At 68.0% G+C, this 18,327-nt stretch carries 19 protein-coding genes; 6 read left to right on the plus strand and 13 right to left on the minus strand.

Features of this window, described 5'->3' with window-relative positions; translation table 11 throughout:
* Window positions 1-143 precede the first annotated feature (143 nt).
* On the minus strand, window positions 144-1,202 hold the full coding sequence (locus tag VMV28_07350; GenBank protein HUZ80412.1) for a hypothetical protein: 1,059 nt from the start codon (window positions 1,200-1,202) through the stop codon (window positions 144-146).
* A gap of 128 nt (window positions 1,203-1,330) precedes the next feature.
* On the opposite strand from VMV28_07350, the gene VMV28_07355 reads away from it, so the two are divergent.
* A complete protein-coding gene (locus VMV28_07355; protein ID HUZ80413.1) occupies window positions 1,331-2,785 on the plus strand; it encodes a hypothetical protein in 1,455 nt (484 codons plus the stop codon).
* Window positions 2,786-2,793: 8 nt separating this feature from the next.
* Here VMV28_07355 and prf1 read toward each other — a convergent pair whose 3' ends face one another.
* A complete protein-coding gene (gene prf1, locus VMV28_07360) occupies window positions 2,794-4,080 on the minus strand; it encodes a peptide chain release factor aRF-1 (GenBank protein ID HUZ80414.1) in 1,287 nt (428 codons plus the stop codon).
* A 95-nt stretch (window positions 4,081-4,175) separates the two neighbouring features.
* Window positions 4,176-4,493: a thioredoxin gene (trxA, locus tag VMV28_07365; GenBank protein HUZ80415.1), complete on the minus strand. Its 318-nt coding sequence runs from the start codon at window positions 4,491-4,493 to the stop codon at window positions 4,176-4,178.
* A gap of 116 nt (window positions 4,494-4,609) precedes the next feature.
* On the opposite strand from trxA, the gene VMV28_07370 reads away from it, so the two are divergent.
* Window positions 4,610-5,377: a class I SAM-dependent methyltransferase gene (locus tag VMV28_07370; GenBank protein ID HUZ80416.1), complete on the plus strand. Its 768-nt coding sequence runs from the start codon at window positions 4,610-4,612 to the stop codon at window positions 5,375-5,377.
* On the opposite strand, the gene VMV28_07375 is transcribed toward VMV28_07370, so the two are convergent.
* From VMV28_07375 to VMV28_07390, 4 genes are read right to left on the minus strand one after another with little or no spacing between them, the layout of a single operon-like run.
* On the minus strand, window positions 5,374-5,901 hold the full coding sequence (locus VMV28_07375) for a MogA/MoaB family molybdenum cofactor biosynthesis protein (GenBank protein HUZ80417.1): 528 nt from the start codon (window positions 5,899-5,901) through the stop codon (window positions 5,374-5,376). The genes VMV28_07370 and VMV28_07375 overlap by 4 nt on opposite strands.
* Window positions 5,898-6,425, minus strand: coding sequence for a cyclic pyranopterin monophosphate synthase MoaC (locus VMV28_07380; protein HUZ80418.1), 528 nt, complete (start codon window positions 6,423-6,425; stop codon window positions 5,898-5,900). The genes VMV28_07375 and VMV28_07380 overlap by 4 nt, the downstream gene beginning before the upstream one ends.
* Window positions 6,355-7,341 carry a replication factor C small subunit gene (locus tag VMV28_07385; GenBank protein ID HUZ80419.1) on the minus strand — a complete coding sequence of 329 codons (987 nt, stop codon included), beginning with the start codon at window positions 7,339-7,341 and terminating at the stop codon, window positions 6,355-6,357. Before VMV28_07385 ends, VMV28_07380 begins: the two co-directional genes overlap by 71 nt.
* Before the next feature lie 34 nt (window positions 7,342-7,375).
* Complete coding sequence (locus VMV28_07390) at window positions 7,376-7,816, minus strand: hypothetical protein (protein ID HUZ80420.1); 441 nt, start codon at window positions 7,814-7,816, stop codon at window positions 7,376-7,378.
* Between the two features lie 120 nt (window positions 7,817-7,936).
* Here VMV28_07390 and sppA point away from each other — a divergent pair, with 120 nt between their 5' ends.
* The 3 genes from sppA (at window position 7,937) to VMV28_07405 (ending at window position 9,804) form a co-directional block, all read left to right on the plus strand.
* Window positions 7,937-8,728 carry a signal peptide peptidase SppA gene (gene sppA, locus VMV28_07395; GenBank protein ID HUZ80421.1) on the plus strand — a complete coding sequence of 264 codons (792 nt, stop codon included), beginning with the start codon at window positions 7,937-7,939 and terminating at the stop codon, window positions 8,726-8,728.
* Window positions 8,729-8,835: 107 nt separating this feature from the next.
* Window positions 8,836-8,997: a preprotein translocase subunit Sec61beta gene (locus VMV28_07400; GenBank protein ID HUZ80422.1), complete on the plus strand. Its 162-nt coding sequence runs from the start codon at window positions 8,836-8,838 to the stop codon at window positions 8,995-8,997.
* Window positions 8,998-9,054: 57 nt separating this feature from the next.
* Window positions 9,055-9,804, plus strand: coding sequence for an HAD family hydrolase (locus tag VMV28_07405; protein HUZ80423.1), 750 nt, complete (start codon window positions 9,055-9,057; stop codon window positions 9,802-9,804).
* Here the strand turns inward: VMV28_07405 and twy1 are convergent.
* On the minus strand, window positions 9,801-10,769 hold the full coding sequence (twy1, locus tag VMV28_07410; GenBank protein ID HUZ80424.1) for a 4-demethylwyosine synthase TYW1: 969 nt from the start codon (window positions 10,767-10,769) through the stop codon (window positions 9,801-9,803). The two genes, VMV28_07405 and twy1, sit on opposite strands and share 4 nt — an antisense overlap.
* Before the next feature lie 255 nt (window positions 10,770-11,024).
* Between twy1 and VMV28_07415 the strand changes: the two genes are divergently transcribed.
* Complete coding sequence (locus VMV28_07415; protein HUZ80425.1) at window positions 11,025-11,792, plus strand: ROK family protein; 768 nt, start codon at window positions 11,025-11,027, stop codon at window positions 11,790-11,792.
* Here VMV28_07415 and pgl read toward each other — a convergent pair.
* Genes pgl through VMV28_07440 form a run of 5 tightly spaced genes read right to left on the minus strand, consistent with a single transcriptional unit; the run spans window position 11,789 to window position 18,326 of the window.
* Window positions 11,789-12,595 carry a 6-phosphogluconolactonase gene (gene pgl / locus VMV28_07420; GenBank protein HUZ80426.1) on the minus strand — a complete coding sequence of 269 codons (807 nt, stop codon included), beginning with the start codon at window positions 12,593-12,595 and terminating at the stop codon, window positions 11,789-11,791. The genes VMV28_07415 and pgl overlap by 4 nt on opposite strands.
* Complete coding sequence (gene zwf, locus VMV28_07425; GenBank protein ID HUZ80427.1) at window positions 12,580-14,037, minus strand: glucose-6-phosphate dehydrogenase; 1,458 nt, start codon at window positions 14,035-14,037, stop codon at window positions 12,580-12,582. The genes pgl and zwf overlap by 16 nt, the downstream gene beginning before the upstream one ends.
* Window positions 14,038-14,039: 2 nt before the next feature.
* Window positions 14,040-14,948, minus strand: a complete 909-nt coding sequence (gene gnd / locus VMV28_07430) for a decarboxylating 6-phosphogluconate dehydrogenase (protein ID HUZ80428.1) — start codon at window positions 14,946-14,948, stop codon at window positions 14,040-14,042.
* 14 nt (window positions 14,949-14,962) lie between these two features.
* A complete protein-coding gene (locus VMV28_07435) occupies window positions 14,963-15,577 on the minus strand; it encodes an HAD family phosphatase (protein ID HUZ80429.1) in 615 nt (204 codons plus the stop codon).
* Window positions 15,570-18,326, minus strand: coding sequence for a bifunctional transaldolase/phosoglucose isomerase (locus VMV28_07440; GenBank protein ID HUZ80430.1), 2,757 nt, complete (start codon window positions 18,324-18,326; stop codon window positions 15,570-15,572). Before VMV28_07440 ends, VMV28_07435 begins: the two co-directional genes overlap by 8 nt.
* Window position 18,327 lies beyond the last annotated feature (1 nt).

An 18,327-nucleotide genomic window follows, 5' to 3' on the forward strand; every position in this document is an offset into this window, starting at 1 on the left:
CGCTTACAATCGGCCGGTCCGGGACCCAAACGGGGAAAGTACCGGCGGGCGTCGCGTTGTCCAGGCTAGGCTACGCGCCCTCGCCTCCCCACCCAGGGGGGGTCTTATCACCGTTCCGACCCGGAGCCGGATCCCTTCCCGCATCAGGACGAGTTCGGGACGAGGAGGTCGTACCGATGGTCGATGGCCATCGAGAAGCTCGTCGACGCGTCGTGGACGATCTCGATCGCCTCCATCGCCTCCCGCAAGGTGCTCAGAACCGAGCGACGGCCGGGAGCCGCAGCGCCGGGTCCGGTCTCGGGGGACGAGCCACCCAGCGCACCGAACAGCCAGCGGTTCTCTCCGACTACGTACAGGAAGGGGAACACTCGGCACTTGGCCGTCAGTGCCTCGAACAGTCGTTCGGGCCGCGCTCCGGGGCGCGGGATTCCCGAGATGAAGTGGACGCGATCCGCCGCTCGGCCCATGTAGGGCGGAAGGCGCGAAGGCTCGAGGAAGACCCGGTGGGTGACCCACCCGTTCAAGAAGAGGCGACGCTCGGAATAGGGGAGTCCGAAGGCGCCGAGCATGTGCCCGTCCTCGCCCCGCTCCGCGGCGTCGATGGGACGCGCCAAGAGGTGCCCGAACGCCCAGCGCGTGTGGGGCGTCAGGGGCGCATCGGAGTCCGTGCCCTCGGCTCCATCCGGCCGCGCGCCACCGAGGCCGTGCGGATAGGAACTCGTGCCATCAAGGCCGGCGAGGTGGTCCCAGAGCCCCTCGAAATCGAAATAGACGGGGACGCTCGGCGCGGTGAGAGGCACCGTGACGTGCAGGCTCGATGCGAGGAACCGCTCGCGCTCCCAGCGCGCCACCTCCTTGGCGCCGGCTTCGGGGGTCTTATGGAGGAACACGGCGAGGGAGATCTGGGGGCTCGCCCAGAGAACGACCTCGGTGAGCGGCCCGGTCGGCCGGGCGTTCAGGAAGTCGGCGTACCGATCGAGGAACGGCCGGGCCACAAGGAACGTCGCATAGGAGAATCCGAGCCGAGAGGGGTCCGGGACGTACCGATCGTGCAGCCAGCCCTCGGAGTACGCGCGCCGGCGCACTGTGTAGTACGTCGAGCGAGGGATGCCGGTTTGACGGAGCCGTTCCCGTTCCCGGTCCGGTCGCGCGGCGAGCAGCGTGGCGATCACGCGGGCCTCGGCGTCCGTCAGAGGGCGCACGCCGGCACCTCCGGGGAGACCTCGGTCCGTCTCCGGCCTCCGACGCGAAAGTCTAGCATGGCGTCCAGCCGTGAGGGGTCCGAACCACACTCGTGCTTATCTCGCAAGGGCGGGATTCCGTGTCGACCATGCGAGCCACCACTCGACGGCGGGCCCGGTGGGCCGCGCGCGCCGGAGCGATTACGGTCACTGCGTTGCTAGCCACCCTGGCGATATGGACCTTTCCAGTAGGGAGCGTCACCGCCGCCCCTCCCGCCCTTGGCGCGGCACCGGGGGCCCCACCGGCCCCGTGGGCGTACGGCAACCTCACCACCGAGAACGTCACCTGGCCGGCGATGCACGGGATGTACGAGGGCTACGCGACGTACGGATTTTCCGTGGTCCTGATCCAGACGAACACTTCGGCGACGACGTACAGCCTGTCGGAGAATCAGACGGTCGGAGCGCTGATCAATCTCACCTATTGTCGGCCGAACTGCGAGAAGCCGATCGAGACCGAACAGTACTTCTATCGGGCGTGGGAGACGTGGAACGACGTCACGAACTTCACCACGGCCGTCTCCGTGACCCTGCACGATGGGTCCTCCGTCGGCGCGGTCGGCATCGCCGGCTCCAGCGCCTCGAGCGCCGCCAACATCACGGAGAAACTCACGACCGATCGCAGCGGATCGGTTCGTCTCGTCGACCAGCTGTTCGCGTCCGCCTCCACTCGATTCTCCCTCGACTTCGCGCCGGCGCTCGGCCTGTTCCCCCTCAACCTGACCCTGGGCTCAAGCTGGATCGCATCGGCTGCGTTCACCGCGGTCGGATCGTGGGAGTCGAGCTACCTATCGGCCAACGCGCACGGGCGGACCGGCTCGAGCCAGAGCAGCGGCAACCTCTCGGGCAGCGGGATCGCGACCCTCGGCGGGATCGATCGAGGTTCGCTCCTCCTTGCGGATCGGGGCCTCACGCAGGTCGCGCTGCGCCTCGCCGTGCTCCCGACGCTGGGAAGCGTCGGATTCCGGGCGGGTTTCGAGCTGATGGATGGGTTCGCGATCCTGCCGAACGTGGCCAACCTCCTCCAATCGTCCTCCACCGCGGCCTGGGCTTCGCGCGCCATGGGCAACACCACCGCCACGACCTCGCTCGCGGACCTCGGCCCTCGCTCCGGCAGTGGGCCGGAGAGCTTCATCGCCTCCGCCTGGAGCTACTCGACCGCCATCTCCGCCCCGGACCCGAGTAGCTCGGGGAACTCCAGCACCGTCCAGGGGGCCCCGCTCACGCCCGCCCAGGCGAGCTCGACCTCGAACTGCCTCGAGGGAACGGTCGCATGCGGCACCACCGGTAGCAACCCCACGACGCCGACGTTCGCCGGGAACGGGCTGCTGCCGATCGCGTTCCTCGGCATCGGGACGGTGGCCATCGCCGTCGTCGTGGGGGGACTCCTCATCGCACAGCGGCGGCGCATTCCCCCTCCGATCTACCCGAACGCCGCGCTCTACCCACCGGGGGGCTCTATCGCACGCACGGACGCTCCCGCCAAACCGACCGAGCCCGCGCCTCCGCCCGTAGAGGACGACCCGCTCCAGAACCTCTGGTAAGGTCGTTCCTACTCCGCGCGCCGCCCCGCGCTCGGGGTCCGGGGCAAGGGGTAGCGCAGGATGGCGGCTACGCCTCCGAACGCCTTCGTCAGCATCTGGCCCTCCTCGCTCTCGGTCGAGATGAGGCGGACCTCTCCGCCCATCGCCTGGACCTGCTGGAAGAGACCCTCGACATAGTCCTCGGAGGTTGTCTCGGTGAGCATGCTCTGACCGCACGTGGGGCAGGGACCCGCCAGCAACGCGTCGACCTCGGCGTCTGGAAGGGTGCGGGTGAATGGGGTCGAGCACGCCGAGCACCGGAACGCCACCTTGCGCTTGCGCAGGCCTTCCGAAACGAGAAGGATGTCGACGGCGCGCGCCCCGAGGGCGCGGGTGACCTCGGCGTCGCCGTACGCGGCGAGGCCCGCATCGGTCTTGCGGATCTCGGCGAGGAGGCGTCGCACGATCGCCTTCTCCTCGGTGACCTCCATCCCGTGCAGGGTCTGGGTCGCCTTCTCGACGAGCTCCTTCAGGCCGAAGTCGTCCGTGTAGCCGGTGTCGAACAGCGGCTGGACGATCTTCTGTTGGAGCTCGTAGTGGAGGTAGTTCTCCTTGTAGAAGTACTCCTTCGTCGCGCCCGGCCCGCCGAGTAGGATCCCCTTGAGCATGTCCTTCTTCGGAAGGAAGATGTCGTTGGACATCTCCCCGATCTTCACGAAGAACTCGTGTGCGGCGTGCTCGATCATCCGCTCGAACCGGTGCGCCGACTGCCCGCCGCGACCGTGCTTGCTCGGAACGAGGGACTGGCGATTCCGCACGACTTCGATCCGCTTCCCCCGCAGGAAGCCGATCGTCACCTCGGCCCGGTCCATCACGACCAGTCCCCAGAGGTCCGGCTCGTGGGCCATCGAGAGGAGCGGTTCGAGGAAGAAGGTCGAATCGCAACGGTACATGTACGTGTTGAGGGGCTCCGGCGGCTCGACGATGAACGTCACCGGCTCGTAGCGATCTGCGCCGACGGCCTTACTGCCCACGAAGAAGGCGACGCCGTGGGGAGGCGGCTCCTTGAACTGGCGGACCCGGCCCATGAGCGACTCGATCGCCCACATCACGTTCTTGCGCGTGACCCGGCTCTTGATGTTCGAGCTCTGTGCGTACTCATTTCGCAGGTATCCCATCACCTCGGAGATCTGCTTGCCCGGCGGAACGTACAGGGTCACGAGCTCCGTCGCTCGCCCTTTCGCCGCCGCGATCTCGTCGAGCTTGCGCTGGAAGGAGTAGCGCGCGAGCTGGGTCTCGGTGGAGTCGACCGTCATGCGGCCGAGCCCCCGGGTGGCCCTGCCGACCTACCGGTCGGACCTCGGATCACGTACGCCGCGTGCGCGCGGCGCCCGTGCCTCGGGCGGGAGAGTCAGAGCAGTCGCCGGACGTGCTCGTCGATGACGTCCTCGGGGTACGCCCCGACGATGCGGTCGACGAGCTTGCCCTGCTTGTAGAACAGGATCGTCGGGATGCTCATGATCCCGAGGGCCCCGGCCTTCTCGCCGTTGTCGTCGGAGTTCATCTTTCCGAAAGCGACCTTGCCGTTGTACCTCTCGCTGAGGTGGTCGACGATGGGGGAGACCATCCGGCACGGACCGCACCAGGGCGCCCAGACGTCGATGACCGCCGCGGCGTTCTTCCCCGTGAATGTGTCGTACTGGCTCCCGTTGATCTCTTGGACCGCCATCGTGCTCTACCTCTACCCTTTGGAGAAACGTGGCGTATTAAATGATGCCGGAACGCGGAGTCCACCTCCCACCCTTTGGGACCAGATATTTTTAGTCGAGGGCCCTTCGGTGGGACATGAGGGAGTCGGCGGCGCTGCGTGCTGCGGCGCGTGCTCCTCGGCCGAGCGCTCTGCTGTCGCCGGCGGCCCACAAGGCGATCCGGCATCGGATGCTCTTCTACCGCCCGGCCTCCCTCACCCGCGTCGCCGAGCTCGCGGGGGTCACCGTCCCCGAGCTCCACCGCTACCGCCAGGAGCTCGCGCGGGGGGTGCTCGCGGATCTCCTTCTCGCGCGGGGGGCGAACTTCGCTTTCGTCCGCGAGCTGCCCCAGGGTCCCCTTCTGTACCTCCTCGTCCGGGCCCTGCGGCCGGTGCGGCTCGTGGAGACCGGGGTGCGCCCGGGGTACTCTACGGCCTGGATCCTCGCGGCGCTCGATGCGAACGGGGCCGGACAACTAACCTCCCTCGGCCCCGGGGCGACCACCGGTCGCTCGGCCGGTATCGAGAACGTCACGGTGGGCCAGTTCGTTCCCCCGGCTCTGCGGTCCCGCTGGATCCTCGAGCTCGGCAACAACGAGGAGCACCTGCGCACGATCCTCGCCGGCGCGCGGGACCTCGACCTCTTCTTCTACGACAACGGCCCGGAGGTCGTGCGTGCGCGATTCGAGTTGAAGAGCGCATGGGCCTCCCTCGGCAGCCGGGGGGTCCTCCTCGCCCACCACGCCAATGCGAACACCGCGTGGAGCGATTTCTGCCAGGCGCAGGGAGTCCCGCCGCAGATCCTCGACAGCGGCCCTCCGCCGCTGGGCGCGCTCTCGATGCGCTCGGCGCCGAGAGGGGCCTAGCGCTCGAGTTCCTCGACCAGGTGCTGGACCGACGGCAGGATCAACTTCTCGATCGCCGTGCGCACCGCGCGCTCCGAGCCCGGGAGCGCGAACACCGGCTTCTGCTGGATGAGGTAGAGTCCGGCCCGGCTCAGCACCGCCAGCGGGCCCACCTCCTGGAAGCTCAGCGAGCGGTACAGCTCTCCGAACCCATCCAGACGCTTCGCACCCATCCCCTCGATGGCCGCGACCGTCAGGTCCCGCGAGCTCACACCCGTGCCGCCGACCGTAATCACGCACTCGACCTTGGGATCGGCGATCCACGGATCGAGCGCGTCGCGCACGTCCGCGATCGAGTTCGCGACGAGATGATAGTGCACCAGCTTGTGGCCGCCCGTCTGGACGAGGTCGCGCGCGAGGTGACCGGACGGATCGTCCTCCTCCGTGTGGGTATCCGTCACCGACAGGATACCGAACCCGATGGCCCGCTCGCCTCCGAGGTGATGGCGCGGCGCGTGCGTGCTTCCCTTCTCTTCCGTCGTCATCGACCTCGCAGAGCTCCCTTTTCTTTGATCCGTACCCGGACCGGACCGAGCGCCGTCTCGGGGTAGAGGCCGCGGCCATCCTTCTCCAAGTACTTGACCATGTCCCAGACCGTCAGTAGCGCGATGCTCGCCCCTACGAGGGCTTCCATCTCGACCCCGGTGCGGCCGATCGTCTCGGCCTCTGCGAGGACCCCGACGCGATCGCGCCTCACGGTGATCTCCACCCGGCTCGCCGTGAGTGGAACGATGTGGCAGTGAGGGATGAGCTCCGCGGTCCGCTTCATCGCGAGCAGCCCGGCGAGCTCGCCCGCCGCCACCGGGTCTCCCTTGGCCACGCGCCGCGCGCGGATGCGCGCGAGGGTCGTCCGGCGGACTCGCAGCTCGCCCTCGGCGATGGCGCGCCGGGGCACTGCCGGCTTACCGCTGACGCGGCGCTGACGCGCCAGGGACGGCTCACCTCCCCGCGAGGGCGCCCGCGCAAATCCGCGCGAGGACGGCCTCGAGTTGGATCCGGTCGGAGGCACCTTGGGCGATGCGGAAATCGACCTCTCCGAGCTGGTCGATCAGATCGAGCTGGGCTCGTACGGGGATTGAGAGCGACTTGCGGTCGTCCGCGAGGTAGCTGTGGAGCGCGCGCAGGATGTCCTCGCCCGAGACGCCTCGGTCCGTGAACAGCGCGTAGAGCTGCGAGCGCGCGGCTAGGAAGTCGCCCTTCACCGCCGCACCGAGCATCCCTTCCACCTCGCTGCGCAGCGGCACCGCCGTGTACGCCTGCAGGGTCTGCCGGGTCACGTGGTCGGCGTGGGTGGCCGCGAGCTGGAGCAGATTGGTCGCGCGACGCATGTCGCCGGTGGCCGCCGCGATGATCGCCTCGTACGCGTCATCGTCGACGCGCTTTCCCTCCGCCTTCGTGATCCGCTCGAGCTGGGAGCGGATCGCCTCGGAGGAGTAGGCGCGGAAGCGGAACACCGCGCAGCGGGACTGGATCGGCTCGATGAGCCGAGAGGAGTAGTTGCACGAGAGGACGAACCGGCACGAGAGCGAGTAGCGCTCCATGAGGCGCCGCAACGATGCCTGAGCCTCGGCCGTGAGGTTGTCGGCCTCGTCGAGGAACAGCAGCTTGAAGCCGACCCCGCCGATCGGGGCGGTTCGTGCGTACTCCTTGATCTTCGTGCGGACGGTGTCGATCCCCCGTTCGTCCGACGCATTGAGCTCGAGGAAGCTGTCGCGCCAGTTCTCGCCGTAGAGGTCCCGCGCGAGGGCGAGTGCGGCGGTCGTCTTTCCGGTCCCGGGCGGTCCTGCGAACAAGAGGTGGGGCATCGAGCGCTTCTCGGCGTACGTGCGCAGCAGCGGGATGATCGTCTCCTGGCCCGTCATCTCGGAAAGCGAGTGGGGGCGATACTTCTCGACCCACACCGCTTCGTACGGACGCGCCGCCATGGAGAGCCTGGATCTGTGGGAGAAGGGCAGGCTATTAGTCCTTCGTGGACGCCGAGCTCATCGAAGCGAGGAGCCGTTCATCGGCCAGGTGCCGGCGGACGGCGTCGGCCACAAGGCGGCCGTACTGGCCGAGGGCTTGCCGGTTGCCTCCATGACCGTCCTCCTCCGCGATCCGCAGGAACCAATCGAGCTGGTCGAAGGAGGTCTCGAACCAGCGGTGGTCCGCCCGGACCAGTTCGGTGAGGGTGCGCCCGAGGGGGTCGGTCCGGAGCGGACCGTGCGCGAGGTGGGATTCCGCACGATCGGAGTGGAGGCGAACTTCCTGGTGAAATCGGTCCACGGCCCCGCGCACTTCGGTCAGCGGGTAGGGTTCGAGGAGCACGAGCCCGTAGCTGAGCGCTTCGAACCAGTCGACGAGCTCCTCGAGGGCCGCGGGCGGGCGAGCGAGGTCGAGCGCGGAGGGTTCGAGCTCCACGCTCCCGCGGGAGGGGGAGCCAAGACATGAGGTTACGTCCTCGCCCCTCGGTAGCCGGACCGGGCGGGGCTGCGTCGGGATTATAACTCGTGGCGGTCTTCGAAGGTCGCAAGGCCGCCGATGGTGCGCGAACGATTGGCCCATGTACAGTTCCGCGGGACGATCCGCGAACGGTCCGTCGAGCCGTTCACGCGGATGCTCAAGGCGATCCGGGAGCGGGGACGTTTCCGCGGGGTTCTCCTCGACATCTCGAGCGGCGGGGGCGAGGCCGTCGCCTCGATGGATCTCTATCTTGCGATCAAGCGACTCGACCAGATGAAACCGGTCGTGGCGTCGATCGGATCGATGGGCGCCTCGGGAGCGTACATGGCCGCGCTCGGCGCGCGCCGGATCTTCGCCTACCCCGAGTCGAATGTCGGTTCGATCGGAGTCGTGTTCCCTCACATCGCCGTCCAAGAGTTGCTGCGGCGCGTCGGGGTCTCGGTCGAGCTGTTGCATGCCGGCCGCCACAAGGACGCCTACCAGGGACTGCGGCCTCTCTCCGAGGAGGAGCGAGCGAAGCTGACCGCTATCGTTCACCAAGATTACGACGCGTTCGTGAAGATGGTGGCGCTGGAGCGCAAGCAGCCCATCGAGAAGATCCAGGAACTCGCGACCGGTGAGTTCTGGACCGGAGCCCGGGCGCGGGAGCTCGGCCTCGTGGACGATCTCGGGGACCGGGAGATGGCCCTGGAGGCTCTCTCGCAGATGACGGGCATCCCCGCGCGCAAGACGATCGATGTCGCCCCACCTCGACCGTTCCTGGAGCGCCTCTTTTCCGGTAGCTTCTCGATGATGGGGGATCGGCTCAGCGCGAGCGTCCGCAGCTCGCTCGAGGACCTCGTCTTCGAGTCCGGAATCTACCGTCGGTAGGGTCTGCGGCGATCCATCGCGCCGGTCCCGCGGATCCGGCCCGGGACCTCGGGAGCACCGGCTCTTGGTAGCGATTATATATCCTACCTCGCGTCGGCTGGTCGAACATGCCCGAGAGCAAGAACCGCGGCTTCTCCAGCGCCGCCGGTCTCATCCAATACTACGACATGGAGGAGACCAGGGCGGTCAAGATCCCTCCGTTCATCATCATCGGGCTCGGGATCGCGGTCTCCATCCTGGTCGAGATCCTCAGCTGGCGGCTCGGCTAGTCGCCGGTCGAACGTTACGCGCATGCACCGATGCCTCCCATCTGCCGGAGGATGTCCATGAACTCACCTCGCTCCCGGTCCTCGCTGCGGCTCGCTTGGCCGGAGGTCGTGCTCTTCGATCTCGACGATACGCTCTTCGATCACACACGGGCCTGCCGTTCGGGCATCGCCCACCTCCGTCGAAAGGACCGGCGCCTCGCCCAGCACTCCGTGGACGAGCTCTTCCGAGAGTACTCGCGCATGCTCGAAGCGATCCACCCGGAGGTCGTCGCGGGCACCCTTACCCCCGACGCGGCTCGTCTCCTCCGGTTCCGCCGCCTCGCCACCTGGAGTGGGTTCGAGATCGATGGAGAGGAAGCCGCCCGCTTCTCCGAGGAGTACCGGAGGCGCTACCTCCGCGCCCGTCGCCCCGTGCCCGGAGCCCGCGCCGTGCTCGATCGCCTGCAGGGGCGAGCGACGATCGGGGTCGTGACGAACAATCAGGTAGCGGAGCAGGACGACAAGATCCGGGCCATCGGCCTCGAGGGCTGTCTCGACTTCCTCGTGATCTCGGAGGCCGCCCGCGTCTCCAAGCCCGATCCCCGCATCTTCCGGATCGCCCTGAGGAAGGCGAAGGCCCGCCCGGAGGAGGCCGTGATGATCGGGGACTCCTGGGGAAGCGACGTGCGCGGGGCCCTCGGCGCCGGCATCCGACCGATCTGGTTCAACCGGTTCCATCGACCCATGCCGGAGTCCCTGGAGGTGCCTGAGATCGACTCGTACACGCCCGTGGGTGGTCTGACCCGCCTGCTGCCCCGATCGCCCTAGGCGACCATGGGAAGCTCGCCGCTCGGGCCCAGCCCGGGCAGGTAGCGCCCCTCGGCGCTCTCTCCGAGAAGATAGACCTTGGAGTCCGGAGACTCGTCGAGCACCTGGTAGCCGGTCCGGCGCGCGAGCTGGCGGGCGAAATGGCCGATCTCCTCGTGCGTCGGGACGTGGCTCTTGCCGAGCCGCTGACGGGACTTTCCCATGTACACGTAGCCCTTCGGCTCGATGAAGTCCGGTCGCGCGGTGAGGTCCATCTCGGCGTAGGCGTCGACCCAGCCGAGATTCCATCCCTTGACCAGGGTGTGGCGGACGACCCGGCGCGTGTTGAGATCGCGGATGATCTCGAGCGACTCCTGCAGCCGTTCCCACGCGTCCTCCTGCGCGGGCAGGGTCAATCGACGGAACACTTCGGCGTTCGGCGCGGTGACCGAGACGTACAGTTGCGTCGGAAGCGGATCGAGGTGGCGCAAGGCGTCGGGGTTCGTGCCGTTCGTGACCAGGAAGGTGGTGATGCCTCGGGTGTGGCAGAGCTCGAGGAAGCGGTTCATCTTCGGGTAGAGCGTGGGCTCGCCGGTCAGCGAGATCGCGACGTGGCGTGGAGCCTGGGACTCCTTCCAGCGGTCGAGATCGATCGAGTCGTCCCCCTTGAACCCGGAAAGTATCCGCCGTTGCGCCTCGATCGACCGATCGATGAGGGTCTCGGGGTCATCGTACTCGGGCATCGTCTCGTCGTTCTCCCAGCCTTGGTTGCGCCAGCAGAAGCGGCAGTGCAGATTGCACGAGTCGATCGCTGGGGACATCTGCAGGCACCGGTGGCTCTGAATCCCGTAAAATCGGCCTTTGTAGCAATCGCGCTTGTTCACGAGGGACTCGCGGGTCCAGTAGCAGAGCTTCACCGCGCTGTGGCGGCCCACTAGCTGGTAGCCCTGACCCTGGAGCTCGCTCGAAAGGTCCTGGTCGCCCATCGGTGCCGCTCGACTGGGCTCCGACCCATAAGGCTTTCCGAAATCCGCTAGGATCGACGCGCGTGGAGCAGGATCCGACGCGTCCGGGACCCCCCGTCGCGAGGGCTCGCGGCGCGCGCGGAACCCCTCACGGCGGATACCCACGGGAGCTCCGGCCCCCCGTTCTCATTCCGCGGACCGCGCGGCCGCCCCACGGCGCCTCCCGACGCGCCCCGGACCACGCGGCTTAACCGACTCGCGTCCTTGGGACCCACGATGTCGCCCCCTCCTCCGCGCACGGGCCTGCAGATCCTCGTTCTCGACGTCGGCGGAAGCCATGTCCGGGCCGCGTTCTCCGATCGGGCCCGGCGGATTCGCATCGTCTCCGGCCCGACGATGACACCCGGTCGGATGGTTCGGCAGCTCCAGACGCGGCTGCGAGGGCACGAGTACGACGTCGTGGCCATCGGCTACCCGGGGGTCGTGACGAAGGGTCGGATCATGCAGGACCCCCACAATCTCGGGCCCGGCTGGGTCGGCTTCGATTTCACCCGGGCCTTCCGGCATCCGGTGCACGTCGTCAATGACGCGGCGATGCAGGCGCTCGGGAGCTACCGGAAAGGCCGGATGCTCTTCCTCGGGCTCGGCACCGGTCTCGGATCGGCCATGGTGATCGAGGGCAAGCTCCAGCCCATGGAGCTCGCGCACCTCCCGTACAAGAAGGAGCGGACGTTCGAAGAGTACGTGGGAGAGGCCTCGCTCGAGCGGTACGGCCGGAAGAAGTGGTCCAAGGAGGTGCGCAAGGTGGTCGGCGTGCTCGCCGCCGCTCTCGAGCCGGACGAAGTCGTCCTCGGGGGAGGGAACGCGCGCCTCATCCGCAAGCTCCCTCCGCGCACCCGCGCCGGGAGCAACGAGCACGCCATCATCGGTGGATTCCGCCTGTGGCAGGACCCCACCGAGTGGGTCGACCTGACCGAACGCCGGACCGGTCCGAAGCGTGCGCGATCCCGGTCCCCAACGACCCGGCGCCGACCCCGACGCTAGCCGCGCGCCGGGTGGCGCTTCTCCCTCGGCAGTGGGCCCGGGCCGATCGCCGCGCGCGGCACGCGCGAGGCCGCGGCGCGATCGAGAAACCAGAGGATCGGTCCCGCCGAGCGCACCAGGCTGGCCGGCAGCTTCGAGTTGCCGCGGGGCCCGGCTCGTAGGACCCTCGCTACGGTAGCGGCCTTCTCCGAGCCTTCGACCAAGAACAGAACTTCTCGGGAGGATGCGAGCGCCGGCAGGCTGAGGCTCAGCCGCGGGACCCAGGGGGGGTGGCCCGCGCGCGGTACGGAGACGACCATGCACGTTCGCTCTCGGAGGGCCGGCGCTCCGGGAAAGAGCGAGGCGGTGTGACCGTCCGGCCCGAGCCCTAGGAGCACGGTATCGAAGCGCGGGGGTGCCCCCGTGGGCGGCGCGGGTCCGATGAGACGCGCGTAGTCCTCGGCCGCCTTGGACGCGGGCCGAAGCTCTCCTCGAAGGCGGTGGACCTGTCGGCGGGGGATCGGTACATGGGCGAGCAGCGCCTCCCGCGCCATGGCGTAGTTGCTCTCGGGGCCCCGAGGACCCACGCACCGCTCGTCGCCAAAGAAGATCTCCGTTTCTTCCCACGGGAAGCGCGAGCGCCACCGACGTGCGAGGAGCCGGTAGAGTGCCTCGGGCGTGCGGCCCCCCGCGAGCACCCAGGAGAACCGACCGCGCGCTCGCACGGCCGCTCGCGCCTGCGCGGCGAGGTGGCGTGCCGCCGCTTCAGCTTCGCGGGTCGGATCGGGAAAGACCCGGATCTCCCGTTCTAACCGGGGTCCCACCGGTGCCCCCACTCCTCGACGAGCCTCTGCGTCTCGACCGGGCCGTCGGAGCCCGCCGGATAGAACACGATCGCCGGAGGGTGCTCCAGGATCGGCGCGTAGAGACGCCAGGACTCCTCGATCTCGTCGTCCCGGACGAAGAGGCTCGCGTCTCCTCCCATCACGTCCACGAGGAGCGTCTCGTAACCGTCGGGGAGCTCGCCGAAGACGTCGGCGTAGTGGAACTTCATCCGGTGCGTCTGCACCCGCATCTCGCGGCCGGGGATCTTGATCTCGAAGGCGAGCTCGAACCCTTCCTGAGGCTGCAAGAGGATGGTGATTCGATCCGGGTTGACCGCGTACTCCTGCTCCGTCTGAAAGAACGAGACCGGCGGGGCCTTGAACGTTACCACGACCCGGCTCGATTTGGCCCGGAGGCGCTTTCCGGTCCGCAGGAAGAACGGCACGTTCTGCCAGCGCCAGTTGGCGACCTTCAGCCGAAGCGCGATGTACGTTTCCGTGTCCGAGTCCGGTGGGACGCCCGGCTCTTGCCGGTACCCGGGCAACGGTTGACCGTTGAGGTTTCCCGGCCCGTACTGCCCGCGCACGACGTCGCCCGGCGCGATCCGTACGGCGCTGTGCAGGACCTTGACCTTCTCGCTGCGGATCGCGTCCTCATCCTTCGTGGCGGGCGGCTCCATCGCGACGAGCGTGAGGAGCTGGGTGACGTGGTTCTGCACCATGTCCCGCAGCGCGCCGGAACTCTCGTAATAGCCGGCTCGACCTTCCACGCCGAGGCTCTCGGCCACGGTGATCTCTACGTGGTCGATGCGGTCGCGGTTCCACAGCGATTCGAAGAACACGTTGGCGAAGCGGAAGACCAACAGGTTCTGGACCGTCTCCTTGCCGAGGTAGTGATCGATCCGGTAGATCTGCTTCTCCTCGAAGTAGCGGTGCGCGAGCGCGTTGAGCGCCACGGCCGATGCGAGGTCGCGGCCGAACGGCTTCTCGATGACGACCCGGGTCCATCCGGGGCTCCTGCTCAAGCCCGCCTCGCCCAGCCCTTGAAGCGTCGGACCGAACGCTTCGAGGGGGAGTGCAAGGTAGAAGATCCGGTTCCCCGGGAGCCCGTGCTCCTTCTCGACCTGTTCGATGCGGCCCCGAAGTGTTTGGTATCCGGTACCGGATTGGTTGTCGAGGGGTTGGTAGTAGAGGGTGCGCTCGCAGAACACCCGCACGTCGGCTTCCGCACCGGCCTTCTCCTCCAGCAGAGAGGCGGCGGCCTGCTTCCGGAACGCCGCGTCGTCCAGCGGATGGCGGGCGACTCCGAGGATGACGGTCTCTCCCGGGAGCTTGCCCTGCGCGGCGAGGTGGTACAGCACCGGGAGCATCTTTCGTTGCATGAGGTCGCCCGTGGCCCCGAAAACCACGAAGATGTGCGGCTCGCCGGCGGGGGAGTCCATGGTCAGGCGTCCTTCTTCACTTCGTGGCCGCCGAACTTGTTGCGCATCATCGCCAATAGGCGTTCCGCGAACGGATCGGACTCGCGCGAGCGCAGTCGCTGCTGGAGGGCGAGCGTGATGACCGGCGCGGGAATGTTGAGGTCCATCGCCTCGGTCACGGTCCAGCGGCCCTCGCCCGAATCGACGACCCAGGGCTGGATGCCCTGGAGCGTCGGGTTCTCCGCGAGCGCCGACTCGGTGAGCTCGAGCAGCCAGGAACGGATCACGCTCCCGTAGCGCCAGACCTCCGAGATCTGGTGCAGATCGAGCGCGAAGTCCGTTTTCGCCTGGAGGACCGCGAATCCTTCCGCGTAGGCCTGCATCATGCCGTACTCGATCCCGTTGTGGACCATCTTCACGAAATGACCGGAGCCGATCTTTCCCATGCGACCCCATCCCTTCGTCGGGCCCGGGGCGAGCGTCTCGAGGATCGGCCGTATCTGTTCGACGTCGGTGGGGTCGCCGCCGACCATCATCGAGTAGCCCTCCGTGAGCCCCCAGATCCCACCGCTCGTACCGACGTCCACGAATCGGAACCCCCAGCTCTTCACCAGCTCCGAGCGGCGCAGCGTGTCCCGGTAGTACGAGTTCCCTCCATCGACGATGAGGTCGCCCGGCGCGAGCAGCGGATGGAGCTGTTCCAACTCCTGATCGACGGGAGCCCCGGACGGGATCATCAGCCACACGATCCTCGGGGTGGGAAGCTGTCGGACGAGGTCGGCGAGCGAACTCGACCCGGTCACCCCTTGCGCCACCGCGCCATCGACGACCGATTTCGTGCGCGCATACCCGACCACGGTGTGGCCTCCGCGCACGAGTCGCACGGCCATGTTGGCGCCCATCTTTCCGAGTCCGATCATTCCGAGTTTCATCGATCTGCTCCTTCTCACCCCGCGACGATGCCGGCGGAGGCGAGCTCCTCACGGATCCGGTCGGGGTCTCGCACCCAGAGGGTGCGCAGGCCGAGCCGGGCGGCCGACTCGACGTTCTCACGTCGGTCGTCCAGAAAGAGCGCCTCGTCGAGGTCGCGCTGAGTGATCTCCAGTGCATATCGGTAAGCTTCGGGATCCGGCTTGCGTCGGCCCGTGTAGCACGAGCTGAGGAAGAGGTGGAAGATCTCGGGCAGATGGAAGGTCCGAATGCGATATTCGTTCAGGTCCCGCGACTCGTTGTTCAGCGCCGCCATCACGAACCTTCCCGCGGTACGGAGCTCGCGGGCGAAAGCGAGCGCCACCGGGTGCGGGGTCGATCGAGCGTGCATGAACCGACGGAACTCCTCGCGACCGAACGTCCGCGGTAGGTAGAACACCGTCGCCGAGAGGTAGGCCTCGAGGTCCGTCCGGCCCGTCTCGAAGTCCGTCTCCACCTGCCCGTGCCGTCGTTCGAACTCGGCGGGGTCAAGATCGAACCTCTCCACGGCCGCCTGGCGCGCCGCGTGGTCCCAGCCGTTCGAGAGCAGCACGCCGCCGACGTCCCACAGGAGGAGGGACACATCAGCCATCGAGCGCCTCTCGCACGCGTCCGAGGCCCCCCGCAACGTCGGTTCCGAGATCGACGCGCAGGACCCGGCGCCCCTTGTGGCGCAGCGCCTGGTAGTCTCCCAGCGACTGCGCACGGATCAGTTGCCCGAACGTGTAGCCCGCTCCGGGAACCTCGAGATCCTGGCGCGGGGTATCGACCAGCTGGAGGAAAAGACCGGTATTCGGGCCTCCCTTGTGCAGCTGGCCGGTGGAGTGCAGGAAGCGCGGCCCGTACCCGAGCGTGGTCGCGACATGCATCCGTTCGAGCGTTCGCCGGCGGATCGCCTCGAGCGCGCTCCAGGTCTCCGCGCTCGGAGCCAGGTACGCCTGGATGCCCGCGTAGTCTCCCGGTCGGCAGGTGGCGAGCCAGGCCCTCACGGCGTTCGAGAGGGCGGCGGGGTCGCCTCCCGCAACCGTCTCCACCTCCGGGGTCGGCGCCCCGGGCGCGGCGGGAGCCATCGCCCGTCGCGCGAGCTCCTTCGCGAGCTCCACGTCCGGTTGGTCGAACGGGTCGATCCCGAGGATCATCCCCGAGCTCGCCACCGCGAGCTCCCAGCGGAAGAACTCCTGCCCCAGGTCGACGAGCTCGCGGGCGCGCAACCGTACGACCGGGTGCCCCGCGGCCTCCAGTCGGGCGGTGTGCGATGCGAGCGCGGCATTCACCCCATCTCCTTCTTCGATCTCAACGAACAAGCGATCGGGCCCGTACACCTCCGGCGCGAGCATCGGTTCATCTACGATCGGAACGATCCCCTTGCCGGTCTTCCCCGTGCTCTCGGCGACGAGCTGTTCGATCCAGTCCGGGAACGGGGCGAAGCTCGGCGAGGCATAGAAGGTGAGCTTGTCGCGGCCGTGCGTCGCGAGCTCTCCGAGCGTCGCCCCCAATCTCAGAGCAGGATTCTCGGGAACGGGTATGGAGGGAGCACAGGCCGCACCCATCGTCCGGGCGCGATCGAGGAGCGTCAGGACGTCCACGCCGCAGAGCGCAGCGGGGACGAGCCCGAACATCGTGAGCGCGGAGTACCTTCCTCCCACGGTGGGGAGCGCGCGGAACGTGGCCCGGAACTTCAGATCCTGTGCGAGTTTCTCGAGCGGCGTGCCGGGATCGGTGACCGCGATGAATCGCCGCTCGGGCGCCTCGCCGGCCGCCCGCAGCACTTCCCAGAAGTACCGATGGAAGGAGAGCGGCTCGGTCGTCGTCCCCGATTTGCTCGAGACGACGAACAGGGTGTGTCGAGGATCAATGCGACTCTGCACCTCGCGGATCGCGTCGGGATGCGTGCTGTCCAGCACGAGAAGCTCCGGATAGCCCTCGCGGGGGCCGAAGATCCTTCGGAACACGTTCGGCGCGAGGGAGGAGCCGCCCATCCCGAGGACGACGACGTGGCGGGTCCCGTCCGCTCGGACCTCCTCCGCGAACTTGAGGAGCGCGGGCAGCGCGTCTCGCATCGTCTCGGGCAGTCGAAGCCAGCCGAGTCGGTCGGCCACGTCCGGAGCGGCGGCGGCCGGCCAGAGCGTGGGATCGCCTCGCCACAGTCGATCACCGACGTGCGCGTCCTGCCAGGACTGGATCCGAAGCTCCACGCTCTTCGCGGCGGGCCCGAGGTTCCACACCTGCGGATCGATCGCGCCGGCGAGGATCGCTTTCTTGCGGGTGTCGAGAGAGGCGAGGAGTTGCGCATACGAAGCCGCGAACGCCGCGACGCCCTCGACCTGAAGGGCCTCGGTGATCCGGACGAGGTCGATCCCAACCTCCTTCGCCCGCTTCAACAGGTCTCGGGCCTCGGGCACTCCCTCGGTGACTGTGTTGCCCCGGACGACCCCGTGGTCCTCGAACGCGGCCAGAGTGGCCGGCGGGATCGTATCCACGGTTTCGGGCCCGACGAGCTCCTCGACGTACAACGTATCGCGCAGGCTCGGGTCCTTCGTGCTGGTGCTGGCCCACAGGAGTCGTTGAGGTCGGGCGCCCTGCTTCGCCCACGCGGGGAACGCCGCGCCTTCGAACAGTTCTTGGAACCGGGCGTAGATCACGCGGCTGTTGGCGATAGCGATCTTTCCCTTGAGGGCGTTCGCCCGCGGGTCCGTCGAGGCGTCGAGGAGCTTGTCCACGGCCGTGTCGATGCGGCTGACGAAGATCGACGCGACCGATGCGAGTTGGGACGGCGCGGAGGAGCGGGCGAGCGCCGCGAGGTACGCCTGGGCGACCGCCTCGTAGTGCGCGAGGGAGAACATCAGCGTGATGTTGACGTTGATGTTCTCCGAGAGCAACTGCTGGATCGCCGGGATCCCCTCGGGCGTCGCGGGGACCTTGATAAGGAGATTCGGCCGGTGGACCGACGCCCAGAGGCGGCGCGCTTCCGCGATGGTACCCGGGGTGTTGTGCGCCAGTCCGGGCGCGACCTCGAGGCTGACGAACCCGTCGGCTCCCTTCGTCCGATCGTACACCGGGCGCAGGATGTCGGCCGCCAGGGTGACGTCCTCGATCGCGAGGCGCTCGTACAGCTCGGCGGCGGAGAGGTGAGGCTCGCGGGCCAGGAGCACCCTCAGCGCGGCGTCGTAGTCGGTACTGCCGGCGATCGCCTTTTCGAAGATCGTAGGATTGATCGTGACGCCCGTGATGCCGTCCGTGTTCACCATCCGCGCGAGATCGCCGTGGGTGAGCAAGCTCCGTCGGATGTAATCGAGCCAGGGTGATTGGCCTTGGGCGAGGAGGGCGGCCAGGGGCTTCACG

Source organism: Thermoplasmata archaeon, from assembly GCA_035532555.1.
In the GTDB taxonomy this organism is placed as follows: domain Archaea; phylum Thermoplasmatota; class Thermoplasmata; order Lutacidiplasmatales; family UBA184; genus Lutacidiplasma.

Bases quoted from the DNA above. Each gene is read 5' to 3' on its own strand.
- VMV28_07355 (HUZ80413.1), top strand. From the start codon at position 1,331: ATGCGAGCCACCACTCGACGGCGGGCCCGGTGGGCCGCGCGCGCCGGA.
- prf1 (HUZ80414.1), bottom strand. From the start codon at position 4,080: ATGACGGTCGACTCCACCGAGACCCAGCTCGCGCGCTACTCCTTCCAG.
- trxA (HUZ80415.1), bottom strand. From the start codon at position 4,493: ATGGCGGTCCAAGAGATCAACGGGAGCCAGTACGACACATTCACGGGG.
- VMV28_07370 (HUZ80416.1), top strand. From the start codon at position 4,610: ATGAGGGAGTCGGCGGCGCTGCGTGCTGCGGCGCGTGCTCCTCGGCCG.
- VMV28_07375 (HUZ80417.1), bottom strand. From the start codon at position 5,901: ATGACGACGGAAGAGAAGGGAAGCACGCACGCGCCGCGCCATCACCTC.
- VMV28_07385 (HUZ80419.1), bottom strand. From the start codon at position 7,341: ATGGCGGCGCGTCCGTACGAAGCGGTGTGGGTCGAGAAGTATCGCCCC.
- sppA (HUZ80421.1), top strand. From the start codon at position 7,937: ATGGTGCGCGAACGATTGGCCCATGTACAGTTCCGCGGGACGATCCGC.
- VMV28_07400 (HUZ80422.1), top strand. From the start codon at position 8,836: ATGCCCGAGAGCAAGAACCGCGGCTTCTCCAGCGCCGCCGGTCTCATC.
- VMV28_07405 (HUZ80423.1), top strand. From the start codon at position 9,055: ATGAACTCACCTCGCTCCCGGTCCTCGCTGCGGCTCGCTTGGCCGGAG.
- twy1 (HUZ80424.1), bottom strand. From the start codon at position 10,769: ATGGGCGACCAGGACCTTTCGAGCGAGCTCCAGGGTCAGGGCTACCAG.
- VMV28_07415 (HUZ80425.1), top strand. From the start codon at position 11,025: ATGTCGCCCCCTCCTCCGCGCACGGGCCTGCAGATCCTCGTTCTCGAC.
- zwf (HUZ80427.1), bottom strand. From the start codon at position 14,037: ATGGACTCCCCCGCCGGCGAGCCGCACATCTTCGTGGTTTTCGGGGCC.
- gnd (HUZ80428.1), bottom strand. From the start codon at position 14,948: ATGAAACTCGGAATGATCGGACTCGGAAAGATGGGCGCCAACATGGCC.
- VMV28_07435 (HUZ80429.1), bottom strand. From the start codon at position 15,577: ATGGCTGATGTGTCCCTCCTCCTGTGGGACGTCGGCGGCGTGCTGCTC.